The sequence below is a fragment of the Streptomyces sp. JJ38 genome, assembly GCF_019303475.1.
Lineage (GTDB): Bacteria > Actinomycetota > Actinomycetes > Streptomycetales > Streptomycetaceae > Streptomyces.
Genome location: NZ_JABLSI010000007.1, coordinates 1 through 14,064, shown reverse-complemented (window position 1 = coordinate 14,064; position 14,064 = coordinate 1). Strand labels below are relative to the sequence as shown.

At 73.2% G+C, this 14,064-nt stretch carries 10 protein-coding genes; 5 read left to right on the top strand and 5 right to left on the bottom strand.

What is annotated here, in order from left to right; all coding sequences use genetic code 11:
• Positions 1-85: 85 nt before the first annotated feature.
• From lipA to HPT28_RS05245, 3 genes are all read left to right on the top strand, one after another.
• The gene (gene lipA / locus HPT28_RS05255; protein ID WP_219089736.1) at positions 86-1,033 is read left to right on the top strand and encodes a lipoyl synthase; all 948 of its coding nucleotides are present in this window, start codon (positions 86-88) and stop codon (positions 1,031-1,033) included.
• Between the two features lie 134 nt (positions 1,034-1,167).
• Entirely contained in the window at positions 1,168-1,392 is a 225-nt protein-coding gene (locus tag HPT28_RS05250; protein ID WP_219089734.1) for a hypothetical protein, read from the top strand.
• Positions 1,393-1,402: 10 nt separating this feature from the next.
• Positions 1,403-2,095: a DUF4191 domain-containing protein gene (locus HPT28_RS05245; protein ID WP_219089732.1), complete on the top strand. Its 693-nt coding sequence runs from the start codon at positions 1,403-1,405 to the stop codon at positions 2,093-2,095.
• A 263-nt stretch (positions 2,096-2,358) separates the two neighbouring features.
• On the opposite strand, the gene HPT28_RS05240 is transcribed toward HPT28_RS05245, so the two are convergent.
• Positions 2,359-2,829, bottom strand: a complete 471-nt coding sequence (locus tag HPT28_RS05240) for an RDD family protein (protein ID WP_219089730.1) — start codon at positions 2,827-2,829, stop codon at positions 2,359-2,361.
• A gap of 257 nt (positions 2,830-3,086) precedes the next feature.
• Here HPT28_RS05240 and glnA point away from each other — a divergent pair, with 257 nt between their 5' ends.
• Positions 3,087-4,502 (top strand): type I glutamate--ammonia ligase, encoded by a 1,416-nt coding sequence (gene glnA / locus HPT28_RS05235; RefSeq protein ID WP_219089728.1) that lies wholly within the window; start codon positions 3,087-3,089, stop codon positions 4,500-4,502.
• A gap of 305 nt (positions 4,503-4,807) precedes the next feature.
• On the top strand, positions 4,808-5,434 hold the full coding sequence (locus HPT28_RS05230; RefSeq protein ID WP_308119086.1) for a restriction endonuclease: 627 nt from the start codon (positions 4,808-4,810) through the stop codon (positions 5,432-5,434).
• A 185-nt stretch (positions 5,435-5,619) separates the two neighbouring features.
• Here the strand turns inward: HPT28_RS05230 and HPT28_RS05225 are convergent, their stop codons facing one another.
• From HPT28_RS05225 to HPT28_RS05210, 4 genes are all read right to left on the bottom strand, one after another.
• Positions 5,620-6,183 carry a dihydrofolate reductase family protein gene (locus HPT28_RS05225; protein ID WP_219089727.1) on the bottom strand — a complete coding sequence of 188 codons (564 nt, stop codon included), beginning with the start codon at positions 6,181-6,183 and terminating at the stop codon, positions 5,620-5,622.
• Positions 6,184-6,354: 171 nt separating this feature from the next.
• Complete coding sequence (locus HPT28_RS05220) at positions 6,355-7,848, bottom strand: condensation domain-containing protein (RefSeq protein ID WP_219089725.1); 1,494 nt, start codon at positions 7,846-7,848, stop codon at positions 6,355-6,357.
• Entirely contained in the window at positions 7,845-13,808 is a 5,964-nt protein-coding gene (locus HPT28_RS05215; protein WP_219089723.1) for a non-ribosomal peptide synthetase, read from the bottom strand. Before HPT28_RS05215 ends, HPT28_RS05220 begins: the two co-directional genes overlap by 4 nt.
• A partial coding sequence (locus HPT28_RS05210; RefSeq protein WP_374226920.1) for a hypothetical protein occupies positions 13,805-14,064 on the bottom strand: 260 nt, incomplete at its 5' end. The genes HPT28_RS05210 and HPT28_RS05215, both read right to left, overlap by 4 nt.

Genomic DNA, 14,064 nt, shown 5'->3' with positions numbered 1-14,064 from the left:
CCCCCGGCCGACCGGGGTGCGGGGGACACCGAGCACGGGGCGTACGCTGGTACGCGCCGAGGAATCGAAAGCTGAGGAGCCGGACGTGTCCGCTGTCGCACCCGACGGTCGCAAGATGCTCCGCCTGGAGGTCCGGAACAGCCAGACCCCCATCGAGCGCAAGCCCGAGTGGATCAAGACCCGGGCGAAGATGGGGCCGGAGTACAACGCGCTCCAGTCCCTCGTGAAGCGGGAGGGTCTGCACACGGTCTGCCAGGAGGCCGGGTGTCCCAACATCTTCGAGTGCTGGGAGGACCGCGAGGCGACGTTCCTCATCGGTGGCGAGCAGTGCACCCGGCGCTGCGACTTCTGCCAGATCGACACCGGCAAGCCCGCCGAGCTCGACCGCGACGAGCCGCGCCGTGTCGCCGAGTCCGTCCAGCAGATGGAGCTGCGGTACGCCACGATCACCGGCGTCGCCCGTGACGACCTGGAGGATGGTGGCGCCTGGCTCTACGCCGAAACGGTCCGCCAGATCCACGGCCTCATGCCGGACACCGGCGTGGAGCTGCTCATCCCGGACTTCAACGCCGTCCCCGAGCAGCTCGCCGAGGTCTTCTCCTCCCGCCCCGAGGTGCTCGCGCACAACGTCGAGACCGTGCCGCGGATCTTCAAGCGCATCCGCCCGGCTTTCCGCTACGAGCGTTCGCTCGAGGTCATCACCCGCGCCCGCGAGGACGGCCTCGTCACCAAGTCGAACCTGATCCTCGGCATGGGCGAGACCCGCGAGGAAGTCAGCCAGGCCCTGCGCGACCTGCACGAGGCCGGCTGCGAGCTGATCACCATCACCCAGTACCTGCGCCCCTCGCCGCGCCACCACCCCGTCGAGCGCTGGGTGAAGCCGGAGGAGTTCGTCGAGCTCCAGCAGGAGGCGGAGGAGATGGGTTACGCGGGCGTCATGTCCGGGCCCCTGGTCCGCTCGTCCTACCGCGCCGGACGCCTCTACCAGCAGGCGATCGACCGTCGCGCGGCGAACGCCGAGTCCGCGGCGTAGTGCTTCCCCCGGGCCGTGAGTGGCCAGGGATGTTCGGTCCGTGGTGACGGTCGGGTCATACGGTGGTAACACCGGTGGGTGATGCTGTTGTCACCCACAGCACGCACCCGTCCGTCACCCCAGGAGGCTGCGCCATGCCGGATGCTCCCGCCCGCGACGACCTCACCGTGACCGCCGCCTGGCCGGGGCTGCCCGGCGTCCTGCGGGCCCTGGAGTCCGTCCTCCTGCGCGGCAGCCACGTCGCCGCCCGCCGCAACGCCTGGATCTCCGTCCAGGAGGACCGGCGCAGGGCCCGGGCCCGCCACGAGACCGAGCACGTGCTGGAGGCCACAGCGGAAGGCACTTCTCCGGCCACGTAAACTCTTTCGTATGGCGAGGAAGGAACAACCCGAGAATCCCGGGCGACTCAAGCAGATCGGCCTGACCTACAAGATGACCCGGCGGGCTGATCGCTGGATCGGGTTCATCCTGCTGGGCGTGGGCCTGGTCACCTTCGGCGCCGTCCTCGGGATCGGCTTCCTGATCGGGCACCCGATCTACCTGGGCATCCTCGGATTCCTGCTGGCCTTCCTCGCCGTGGCGATCGTCTTCGGACGGCGCGCGGAACGGGCGGCCTTCGGACAGATGGAAGGCCAGCCGGGAGCGGCGGCGGCAGTACTGGACAACATCGGCCGGGGCTGGAACGTCTCCCCGGCCGTCGCGATCAACCGCAGCCAGGACGTCGTGCACCGCGCCGTCGGCCGGCCCGGCGTCGTGCTGGTCGCCGAGGGCAGCCCCAACCGCGTCCGCGGCCTCCTGGCCTCGGAGAAGAAGAAGATGGCACGCCTGCTCGGCGACGTCCCGGTGCACCAGATCATCGTCGGCAACGACGAGGGCGAGGTGCCGCTGAAGAAGCTGCGTACCACGATCGTCAAGAAGCCGCGGGTACTGGCCGGCTCCCAGGTCACCGAGATCAACGACCGTCTGCGGGCGGTGGGCGACCTGATGAGCAACATGCCCGTCCCCAAGGGCCCCATGCCGAAGGGCATGCGTATGCCGAAGGGCCCCAGCAACCGCCGCTGACCCGCGCCGCCGCGCGCAGATCGTTCCCCCGAGGGGGCCGGACGCCACGTCCGGCCCCCTCGTCGCGTGCCGGGAGGCGTGCCGGGCAGGGGCCCAGCCGAGCCACGGGGCACGACGCAGGGGCACAGTCGGCACACCGCACCACGGCACACCGCACCACGGCACACCGCGCCACGGCATACGGCGACGCGGCACACGGCGACGCGGCCCCGTACGGTGCGCGACCTCCGCGCGGCGGAACCGCCGCGCGGGCGGCGGCCGTGTCACATCCGGACCTGGACCGCCTGCGCGAACCGGTCGTGCAGGCCGCGGGAGTCGCGGTCCCACACCACGGCCGGGATGAAGAGCACCAGCAGCAGCGTGCGCAGCGCCGCGCGCGGGAAGGTCAGCCGGCCGCCGTGTACCGAGACGACGCGCAGCCCCAGCAGCCGCTTGCCCGGGGTGACCCCGAGCGTCCCGACCAGCAGCAGCGACATCAGGCCGAAGACGACGAGCGCCCAGTTGCCCGCGCTCGTCGGCCCGCCGCCCGACAGGAGCCCGTAGGCGATGAGCAGGCACAGCATCCAGTCGATGAAGACCGCCACGATCCGGCGCCCGACCGGCGCGATCGACCCCGGCCCCTCCTTCGGCAGCCCCAGCCGCTCACCGCGGTACCCGAAGTCCGCGCCCATCAGCTCCTCGGCGGCAGCCTGCGGGCCGGAGAGCCATGATCCGATTGCCTGCCTTTTGTCCACCCGACAACGGTAACCCGGCCGACCCGCGCACCCGACGGCGGCCGGGTGCACCCTTGAGGTATACGGAAACGTATGCCACCGCGACCCGCGCGCCCGGTGACACCGGTGATCGTCGCGACCTGGTTAACATCGGCGAAACAATCGGGTCATGCTGGAGAAATCCCGCATGCCTAGGGTCGAGCCCAGCGGACCACCGCACCGGGCTGCGACCTGAAGCTGCAATTCCGTCCCGTCACGACGGGACTAGGAGGACTTGGATGTTCCAGAACGCCGACGACGCGAAGAAGTTCATCTCGGACAACGACGTGAAATTCGTCGACGTCCGCTTCTGCGACCTTCCCGGCATCATGCAGCACTTCACGGTTCCGGCCGACATCTTCGACCCGGCCGAGAACCTGATGTTCGACGGCTCCTCCATCCGCGGCTTCCAGGCCATCCACGAGTCGGACATGGCCCTCGTCGCCGACCTGTCCACCGCTCGCCTGGACCCGTTCCGCAAGGACGCCACGCTCAACATCAACTTCTTCATCCACGACCCGATCACCGGCGAGCAGTACAGCCGTGACCCCCGGAACGTGGCCAAGAAGGCCGAGGCCTACCTCGCCTCCTCCGGCATCGCCGACACCGCCTTCTTCGGCCCCGAGGCGGAGTTCTACGTCTTCGACGACGTCCGCTTCGAGACCAAGGCCAACGCCGGCTACTACCACATCGACTCCGAGGCCGGCGCCTGGAACACCGGCGCCATCGAGGACGGCGGCAACCGCGGCTACAAGGTCCGCTACAAGGGCGGCTACTTCCCGGCCCCGCCGGTCGACCACTTCGCCGACCTGCGTGCCGAGATCTCCCTCGAGCTCGCCAAGGCCGGTCTGCAGGTCGAGCGCCAGCACCACGAGGTCGGCACCGCGGGCCAGGCCGAGATCAACTACAAGTTCAACACCCTCCTCGCCGCCGCCGACGACCTGATGCTCTTCAAGTACATCGTGAAGAACGTCGCCTGGCGCAACGGCAAGACCGCCACCTTCATGCCCAAGCCGATCTTCGGCGACAACGGCTCCGGCATGCACGTGCACCAGTCCCTGTGGAGCGCCGGCGCCCCCCTCTTCTACGACGAGCAGGGTTACGCGGGCCTCTCGGACATCGCCCGCTACTACATCGGCGGCATCCTCAAGCACGCCCCGTCGCTGCTGGCCTTCACCAACCCGACGGTGAACTCCTACCACCGCCTCGTCCCGGGCTTCGAGGCCCCGGTCAACCTGGTGTACTCGCAGCGCAACCGCTCCGCCGCGATGCGCATCCCGATCACCGGTTCGAACCCGAAGGCCAAGCGCGTCGAGTTCCGCGCCCCCGACCCCTCCTCCAACCCGTACCTGGCCTTCTCCGCCCTCCTCCTGGCGGGCCTGGACGGCGTCAAGAACAAGATCGAGCCGGCCGAGCCGATCGACAAGGACCTCTACGAGCTGGCCCCCGAGGAGCACGCCGGCGTCCCGCAGGTCCCGACCTCCCTCCCGGCCGTCCTCGACGCCCTGGAGGAGGACAACGAGTACCTGCAGGCCGGCGGCGTCTTCACCAGCGACCTCATCGAGACCTGGATCGACTACAAGCGCACCAACGAGATCGCCCCGATGCAGCTCCGCCCCCACCCGCACGAGTTCGAGCTCTACTTCGACATCTAAGAGCCGAGGGCGGCTGGGTGGAAACCGGGCCGAACGTGGGCATCAGGCAATGCGCCGAAGGCCGCCACCCGGAACACGGGTAGCGGCCTTCGGCGATTCCTCGCGCCCCGGGTGGGGCATGGCTCCGCGGCGGAATCGAGCCACTGGCCGGGAAGGCGGCCTTCTCCTTCGGCGTGACCCTCGCCAGACTTCGGCAACGGGTTGAGAGCACAGGGGGAAGAGTGGCGAGGAAGCGCAGGCGTCGAGCGGTCGCGTGGACGAGACGCAAGGGGCGACGCGACACGGTCCTGCTTGCTGGGGCGTTGGTGGCGGCCCTGCTGGCAACGTTCTGGTCGCAGGTCTGGCCGTACCTCGCGGGCATCGGGGTCCTCGGGTGTCTGTGCGGCGGGGCCTGCTGGCTCTGGCGTACGGACCGGCTGGCGCGTCGACGGGACCTGCGGTGGCGGCGCGAGGACGCGATCCAGGAAGGCCAGCGGTTACTGGCTGAGGTGGACGCGATGACCTGGCAGGAGTTCGAACAGTACGTTGCGGGCTTGTGCCGCCGCGACGGTTGTACGGACGTCGAGGTGAGCGGAAAGTCGGGCGACCTCGGGGCCGATGTCGTCGCCAGGCTGCCCGACGGCCGGCTGCTGGTCATCCAGTGCAAGCACTATGCTCCGCACCGCTACGTGCCCAGTGGCGACATGCAGAAGTTCCTCGGCACCGCCTGGCTGCACCACAAGGCCGACGTAGCCGTCTTCGCGGCCACCTGTCCGTTCAGCAGGGCCGCCCTCGCTCTGGCGGTGCGGCATGGGGTGCTCGCCGTCCACCGCGATCTGCTCGGTGTGTGGAACACGGGAACCCCGTTGCAGGCCATGGTGCCGCTGAACGGCACCGGCCAGGGCGATCGAGCCCACCGCAAGCGCTGGCGGGACACCTACCGCCGTGCCTGAGCACCACCGGTGTCATCCTGATGGCGTCCCAGGCCACCGAGCGTCTCGGCGGCCTGGCGGCAGTCCGCTGCCTGGTGGTGTCAGCGCTTCTTGGTCTTCCTCCGCTGCCGGGGCGTCCACTCACCTCGGTGGATCTGGCAGCGGGAGTAGCCGATCATCGCTGGCTGGGGCCCGGCGTTCGGCCCCTACCCCGCAGTGGCGGGGACGCGGAAGCGGAGGACGGTGACGGCGCCCGCACGGGTGCTGCTCACCGGTTCCAGGTCGACCCTGCCGAGGCCCGGGGGCGAGAAGCGGACGCCGTCGCCGAGCAGTACCGGCAGTACGTACACCAGGATCTCGTCGACGAGCCCCCGGCGCAGACACTGGGCGGCCACGTCGGCGCCGAGAACCTCCAGGTTCTTGCCGCCCGCCGCCGCGCGTGCCGTGGCGACCGCCTCCCCGATGTCACCGGTGAGGAAGGTGACCGCCGGGTCGGACGTGTCCGGCGGCCTGTGCGTGAGGACGAACACGGGGCCGGAGAAGGGATAGTCCGCGCCGCCGGGCTGTTCGGCCGCCATGGCGGCCCCTACCTCGTAGGTCCGTCGGCCGACGAGCATGGCGCCGGTGGCCGCCGCGATCTCCGGGAACGCGTCCGGCGCCATGACGTCGAAGATCCAGCTCATCTCGTCGCCGGGAGCGGCGATGAAGCCGTCCAGCGACATCGACCTGTTGACGACCACCTTGCCGCTTCCGGTGCCCCGATCGCTCATCGTGTTCACATCCTCAGCAGTGTTCCGGACCGGCACCCGGCCCGCCATGGGTGTGGCGTGCTCGCACGGGCATTGTCGTGCCCGGGTGGCCACACGGTCGAGTCCAGCCGCGCGGGCGGAAGCAGCGTTCGCCGCGTCGTCAACGGGATGGTCCCGGGATGCGTGGGGCGGTTAGGCGACGGGCTCCGTCGCTTCCAGCTCGGCCAGGAGGGTGACGCAGGTGTCCAGCCAGCCTCGGACCGTCCCCGGGTCGTAGAGGTCGGTGCTGTACTCGGCGGTGAGTTCGCCTGAGCCGTCGGGGAGCGGGGTGAAGCCGAAGGTGCAGTCGCGGCGGGCGCCGGGCGGGTGGAGGTCGACCAGCGTCACGGTCAGGCCGGGCAGGTCGAGGGCGGTCTCCAGGGAGCTCTGGTACGTCATGCTCAGCGGCAGCGGGGCGGGTACGTCCAGGTCGTGGTGGCGGGCCAGGCCCTCGCGGATGCGGCCGTACGGCAGCAGGTGGGCGATGCCCTCCACGAGTTGGGCGTGCACGCGCGCGCAGAGTGTCGCGAAGGTGTCGCCCCGCTCACAACGGATGCGCAGGGGCAGGGCCGTGGCGGTGCAGCTCACGAGGGACTGGGAGGCCGGGTCGGGGCGGTTGGCGTAGGAGGTGTTGAGCACGACCTCCCGCTGGCCGCTCAGGGTGGTCACCATGCGGACCGTCGCGGCCAGGGTGACGGCGAAGGGGGTGGTGCCGTGTCCGCGGGCGAAGGACTCCAGGGCCTCCCGGACGCGGGGCTCGACCGCGATGCGGTCGGTGGCCCCGCGGCCGGAGAGCCGCGGGGGCCGGGGCCGGTCCGGGGGGAGGCCGCACTCGGCCGAGGCGGCTGCCAGTTCGCGGGCCCAGAAGGCGAGACGGCGCCGTTCCTCGGCCTCGTCCGGGGCCCGGGCGGCCTCGGCGCGGGCGTGGGCGACGCAGGAGGGGGCGGGCGGGAGCGCCGGGACGCCCGTGTCGCCGGCCGCCTGCCGGTAGAGGACGCCGAGTTCGTGCAGCAGGACGGTGAAGGCCCGGCCGTCGACTGTGACGTGGTGCAGGACGAGCACGAGCCGCCACTCCTCGTCCGCGAGCCGCAGCAGCCGCGTCCTGGGGTGGGTGCCCTCGGTCAGGTCGAAGGGGCGGTCGGCGAGTTCGGCGCACGCCTCGGCGAGCCGTGCCTCGCGGGCGGCGGGGACGAGGGGGCGGAGGTCCTCGGTGGGCAGGGAGGCCGGGGCGGCGCGCAGTACCTCCTGCCACACCCCGTCCGCCGCCGGGACGAAGCGGCTGCGCAGTGCCTCGTGGCGGGCGGTCAGGGCCGTCAGGGCGCTGCCGAGTGCCTCGGGGTCCAGCGGTCCGCGCAGGTCCATGGCGATCGCGACGTTCCACGTCTCCGGACGGGTCTCGGCGGCGTGGCGCAGGGCCAGGTCGGCGGCCCCGTCGGCGGCGCGCTCGCGGGCGAGGACCACCGGCTTCCCGTCGGCCCACGCGAGCAGCTGCTCCTTGTGACGCCGCAGCGCCGCCTCCAGGGCGGGCCCGGCGGCCTCGGCGGGGGCGTCGTAGCGCAGCAGGGCGCCGTCCGGGGTGAGCCTGACGTCCTGGGCGGCCAGGTGGTTCAGCAGCGCTTCGAGGTCCAGCTCCTCCGGCGTGCTCACACCGCCCCCCGGACCCGTTCGGCACCGGGCGCGCCGTCGGTGACCCGCGCCCGCATGGCGTCCAGCGTCGGGCGGCGCAGGAACTCCACCACCGGGTAGTCGGTGCCGAACTCCTCGCTGACCCGTCCGGCGAGCCGGATCGCGCCGAGCGAGTCGCCGCCGAGGGCGAAGAAGGACGCGTCCTCCTCCAGCTCCTGCTCGGCGCAGTCGAGTTCGGCGGCCCACAGCTTCCGCAGCCGGGCGGTCGCGTCGAGCGGCGCCGGGGCGGTCCGGCCCGCCCCGCCGTCCGGCCGCGGGACGCGCGCCTCCGGGAGCGCGGTGCGGTCGAGCTTGCCGTTGGCGTTCAGCGGCAGTGCCTCCAGGAGCGCCCAGCCGCGGGGGACCAGGTAGTCGGGCAGCAGCCCGCACAGCTCGCGCTCCACTCCGGCCAGGAACGCCGCCGGGTCGGCAGGACGCGGGCCGTGCGGGACGACGTATCCGGCCAGGACCGACTCGCCCCTGCCGTCCTTGCGGCCCAGCACGGCGCCGTCGGCGACGGAGGGCAGGCTGCGCAGCGCGTGGGACGCCTCGGCGGGCTCCACCCGGAAGCCGCGGATCTTCACCTGGTCGTCCAGGCGCCCGTGGTAGAGCAGCCGGCCCTGCTCGTCGGTGCTCACGAGGTCGCCGGTGGCGTAGAGGACGTCCGGGTCCAGGTCCGGGCGGGTGCGGAAGCGCCGGGCGGTGCGTGCGGGGTCCCGGTGGTAGCCGGCGGCTGTTCCGGCGCCGGTGAGGTGCAGCTCGCCCCGCTCACCCGGGGCCACGGGGTGCCCTTCGGCGTCCAGGACGTACAGCCGCGTGTTGTCGATCGGACGGCCGATGGGGACGGGCCCCTCGGCGGTGCCCCGGGGGGCGACGGTGTGCGCGGTCACCAGGACGGTGCCCTCGGTCGGCCCGTAGATGTTGACCGTCTCGTACGGGGCGGCGGCCGGTGGCCGGACCCGCAACGCGTCGCCGCCGGTGGCCAGGTGGCGCAGGGGCGGCTGGCGGTCGTCGGGGAGGGACAGCAGCTGTTCGGCCAGCGCGGTGGGCAGGACGGCGAAGGTGACCTCCCGCTCGCCGTACCAGCGCGCCAGCGCCCGCGGGTCGAGACGGACGTCATCCCCGGCGACGGCCAGCGAGGCCCCGGCGGTCAGCGCGGGCCAGACCTCCAGCAGCGCGGCGTCGAAGCTCTGGCTGCACACCATCGCCGCCCGGGCGTTCGCGTCGGTGCCGAACCGGCGGTGTTGCCAGCGCACCATGTTGAGCAGTCTGCGGTGGGTGACGACGACGCCCTTCGGCGTGCCCTCGGAGCCGGAGGTGTAGATGACGCAGGCGGCTCGGTCGGGGTCCGGGTCGGCGGGCGGACGGTCCGGCAGGCCCGCGGCTCCCGTCTCGTCGGCGAGGGAGAGCACGGTGACCGACTCCGGCACGTCCGGCACCGGGGGAGCGTCGGGGTGCGTGAGCAGGAGCCGGGCGCCGCTGTCCCGCAGGACGGCGGCGACGCGCTGCGCGCCCAGCCCCGGGTCGAGCGGCAGGAAGGCGCGCCCGGAGCGCAGGACCGCGAGCTGGGCGGTCACCAGGGCGGCCGAGCGGGGCAGCCACAGCGCCACCGGGGCGTCGGGGTCCGACTCCGGGGCGGGCAGTCGACGGCGCAGCCGCTCGGCGCGTTGGAGGAGCCGCCCGTAGCCGAGGGTGCCGTCGGCGTCCAGCACGGCCGGGCGGTCCGGGTGGGCGGCGGCCTGCTCGGCGACGAGACGGTCGACCGTCGTCGCGGGCAGCGTCCGGCGCGGGCCGTGCAGGACGCCGCGCAGGGCGCTCAGCGACGCGTCGGGCGCGGCCACGGCGCGCCGCAGCACGTCCTCGAGCCGGGCCAGGAGGCCGGACGCGGTCTCCTCGTCGAACAGGTCGGTCTGGTACTCCAGCCGGCAGCCGATGCCCCGGGTGCTCGCGGTGAGGTAGAAGGCCAGGTCCACCAGTGCCTTGTCGGCGCCGATCGCCACCGGTTCCGCGCTCACCCCCGGCAGGTCCAGGGCGAAGGGCTCGCCGGTCTCGTACTCCACCAACACCTGGAACACCGGTGAGCGGCTCACGTCCCGCTGCGCGGAGGTGGTCCGGACGACGGCGTCGAAGGGCGCGGCCGCGTGGTCGTAGGCGTCCAGTGTGGTGTGGCGGACCCGGGTCAGCAGCTCCCGGAAGGACGGGTCCCCGGTCAGGTCGAGCCGGAGGGCCAGGGTGTTGAGGAAGAAGCCGATGGTCTCCCGGCAGTCCTCGGGCCGTTCGCTGACCGGGGTGCCGACGACCAGGTCCCGCTGCCCGCTCACCTCGCCCAGCAGCGCGGCGCAGCCGGCCAGCAGGGTCATGAACGGGGTGACGCGGGAGCCGCGGGCCAGTGCCCGGACGGCATCGGCGAGTTCGGGGTCCAGGTCGCGGTGCACCCAGGAGCCGCGGGAGCTCGGCACCTCGGGCCGTGGCCGGTCCGTGGGCAGGGCCAGCACGGGCGGAGCGCCCCGCAGGGTGTCCTGCCAGTAGGCGAGGTCCGCCTGCTGCCGGGCCGAGCCGAGCCCCGCGCGCAGCCGGGCGGTGTGCGTCAGGTAGTCGGTGCCCGGGGCGGGGAGTCCGGCGGGACGGCCGGTGAGGGCGGCACGGTAGAGCGCGGACAGGTCGCGGCTGAACACCTCCAGCGAGGCGGCGTCCACGACGATGTGGTGGAAGCCCAGCACGAGCAGGTGGCGCCGTTCGGCCAGCCGCAGCAGCCGGGCACGCCACAGCGGCCCGTGCTCCAGGTCGAAGCGGTGCGTGCCTTCGGCCGCCAGCGCCTCGCGCGCCACGTCGGCCTCGGCTCGCCCGGCGGCGTCCTCGACGGTGAGGTCGGAAACCGCGGGGGCACCGGCCGCGCCCGGCGGCCGGACCCGCTGGCGCGGTTCACCGTCGACGGTGGTGAAGACCGTGCGCAGGGCACCGTGCCGGTCCACCAGACGCGCGAACGCCGTGCGCAGCGCGGGCACGTCGAGTTCGCCGTCCAGGCGGACGACGCCCGCCTCGTTGTAGGCGGTGCTGGCGGGGTGCGTGCGCTGGCTGATCCAGATGCGCTGCTGGCCCGGTGACAGCGGCCCCTCCCGGGGGTCCGGGGGGTCCGGTGGCGAGGCGACGGGGGCGGGTGATCCGGTGGCCCGTATGGACTCCCGTCCCCCGGGCGGCCGTCCGGCCTCGGCGTGGTCGTCGCCGTGGGATGCGCCGTGGACGGCCCGGCGCAGGGCGCCCAGCCTCGGCAGGCCGTCCAGCAGCGCCCGCGGGGGGACGCCGAAGTCCACCAGCGCGGCGACCTCGTCCGCGCCCGCCGCGCGCAGCCGCTCGATCACCGGGCGGCAGCTCTCCGGGGTGCCGATGAGCGCCCGCTGGTCGCAGTAGCGTTCGTAGGCGCGGCTGAAGACGGCCTCCAGGTCGCTCTCGCTCAGGGCGGCGAGGTCGATCCTGCCGCCCAGGCTGCTGGTCATCTGGCCGAAGAGGGAGAGCGAGGAGCGCATGTAGCGCAGCAGGGGCTGGTACGCGGCAGTCCTGGCCCGCTCCAGGTCCTCGTCGAGGTAGGTGTGCAGCAGCACTGCCACGTGTCCGGCGTCGGGGTCCAGCCCGGCGGCGGCCCGGGCGCGCCGGTAGCGGCCGATGTTCTCGGCGAGCTGCTCGGGGGACTGGCCCATGAGGTTGGTGACCACGCCCAGGTCGTGCCGGGCCGCCCGCTCGTAGGACTCCGGGTTGCCCACGATCGCGGTGAACAGCGGTACCTCACGCTGCACCGGCCGCGGGTACAGCGTGATGTCCGCCTCGCCGTCCCCGGTGCGCCTGCGCAGCGTTCCACCGCGCCACAGCTCCCGCACCTGCTCGGCCTGCTCGTACATCAGCTCCCGGTGGGCGCCGAAGCGCTCGGGGAAGAAGACGAAGTCGCGGGCGTTCCAGCCCTGGGCGCAGCCGATGCCCACCCGGCCGCCGGAGAGGTTGTCCACGACCGACCACTCCTCGGCCACCCGGACCGGGTCGTGCAGCGGCAGCACCACGGAACCGGCGTTGAGCCGGATCCGCTCGGTCTCGCGGGCCAGGGCGGCGGCCAGGACGGACGGGTTGGGAAAGAGGCCGCCGAAGGAGTGGAAGTGCCGTTCGGGCAGCCAGAGCGCGTGGAAGCCGGCCCGGTCGGCGAAGCGGGCGGCCTCGGTGATGGTCTCGTAGGACGCGGCGGCGGTGGCTCCCCCCGCCTCCCCGGCGTCCTGTGGGTAGTCGCCGAAGAAGTACAGGCTGAGTTCCGGGGCCGGACGTTCCGGAGCGCCCCGGCCGGCCGCCGCGGCGGGGGCGGGGGCGGCGGTGCGGGCGGCCGCGGAAGCCACGGGGGCCGTGGCGGCCGGGGTGCGGCGGGGGAAGAAGCCCGCCGCACGCAGTTCGCGCAGGGAGTCCACCACCGCGTCGTGCACCCGCGCGATGTCGCCCTCGTCGTGCGCGGTGGAGAAGAAGAAGTTCCGCCACTCCCAGACGTAGACGCCCTTGAGGATCAGGTGGTGGTAGAGGAGTTCCATGTTGGCGCGGTGCTCGAAGCGGAACATCGAGCCGAAGTGCGCCACGCGCAGCGGGAACTCCTCCTCGGTGAAGAGGCGGTTGAGCGAGTCCGCGAACTCCTGGGTACGGGCGCCCAGCCGCTCCTGGAGGACGGGTCCCTGCTCGGTGAGGTGGGCGAGCACCGCGCGGGCGGCCGTCATGACCAGCGGGTGCTGGAGGTAGGTGCCGCCGAAGAAGGTGGTCTCGCGGGCCGGGTAGCTGTCGTCGCCGAAGCTCCAGGCGCCGCCGTCCACCCCGTCCAGCAGGTCCGCCCGCCCGGCGATGGCGCCCACCGGGTAGCCGCCGCCGAGCAGTTTGCCGTAGGTGGCCAGGTCCGGGACGACGCCGTAGAGCTCCTGGGCTCCGCGCGGGTGGGGACGCAGCCCGGTGAGCATCTCGTCGAACAGCAGGACGATGCCCCGGCGCGCCGTCAGCTCGCGCAGCCGTCGCACGAAGTCCACGGGCCGCAGCGACGGCCGGCGGCTCTGCACCGGCTCCACCAGGACGGCGGCGATGTCCTCGGCGTGCTCGGCGATGACCTCCAGGGCGACGTCGTCGCCGTAGTCGAGGACGATCAGGTCGCTCATCGCGCCGGGTGCGATGCCCGGTGACAGCGGTACGGTCGTGCGCTCGCCGCCCTGGACGACGCCGCGGCCCAAGGTGGCGTCGGCGTGGCCGTGGTACGCGCCGTGGAAGACGACGATCTTGTCCCGTCCGGTGGCGGCGCGGGCCAGCCGGATCGCGGAGGCGTTGGCTTCCGTGCCGGAGGTCGCGAAGGCGACCCGTTCCATCCCGGTGAGGGAGGCCAGGAGTTCGGCGGCCTCCCCGGCCTCCGGGCCGCGCGGACCGAGCCGGAGCCCGGAGGCGAGATGCTCGCGCAGCGCCTCGGTGAGGAACTCCGGTTCGTGGCCGAAGAGCAGGGTGCCGAAGCCCATGGTGATGTCGACGTAGTCGTTGCCGTCCACGTCGGTGAGCCGCGCGCCGCGCGCCGCGGCGGCGGCCAGGGGGTAGAGCATCTCCTTGGTGCTGCTGCGGAACCCGACCGTGGCCCGGCTGTCGGCGAGCACCCGGCGGTGCCGCTGGGCCAGCTCCTTGGACCGGGCGGTGCGGGCGGTGAAGCGCTGGATGACGTCGGCCAGGTGGGCCCGGGTGCCGGGGACGCCGTCGGCCGCCATCGAGGCGTCCCGCGGGACCGACACGCGGGGCCCGTGCACCACCGGGGGCGGGTCGGCCTCGGCGGCGGGGGACGGGGGTGGAGCCGGGGGTGTGGCGGGGGATGGCCCGGCGGGCGCGGTGCCGTGGAGCCGGGCGAGCTGCGCCTCGATCCGGGCGGAGAGCTCGGCGACCTCGTCCAGGGCGTTCATCGGGCCACCTGGCCGTTCGGGCGGGCGGCGAGCTGGGCGTCCAGCAGCAGCGTGAGCTGTCGCATCAGCTGGGCCTGGTGTTCGGCCAGTTGCTCGATCCGGGCGGAGAGCTCGGCCAGCTGTGCCCGGGTCGCGTACGCGTCCTCGCCCGGCGCGGGGGCCGCCGGGGCCTCAGCGGGCCCGGCCGGCGTCCCGGGGGCGTCGGCAGCGCGAGCCTCCCGGGCCGCCGGGGCCGCGGCCGGGATCGTCGGGGCGT

Excerpts from the sequence above, each read along its gene's own strand:
- HPT28_RS05250 (WP_219089734.1), top strand. The coding sequence starts at position 1,168 with ATGCCGGATGCTCCCGCCCGCGACGACCTCACCGTGACCGCCGCCTGG.
- HPT28_RS05245 (WP_219089732.1), top strand. The coding sequence starts at position 1,403 with ATGGCGAGGAAGGAACAACCCGAGAATCCCGGGCGACTCAAGCAGATC.
- glnA (WP_219089728.1), top strand. The coding sequence starts at position 3,087 with ATGTTCCAGAACGCCGACGACGCGAAGAAGTTCATCTCGGACAACGAC.
- HPT28_RS05225 (WP_219089727.1), bottom strand. The coding sequence starts at position 6,183 with ATGAGCGATCGGGGCACCGGAAGCGGCAAGGTGGTCGTCAACAGGTCG.
- HPT28_RS05215 (WP_219089723.1), bottom strand. The coding sequence starts at position 13,808 with ATGAACGCCCTGGACGAGGTCGCCGAGCTCTCCGCCCGGATCGAGGCG.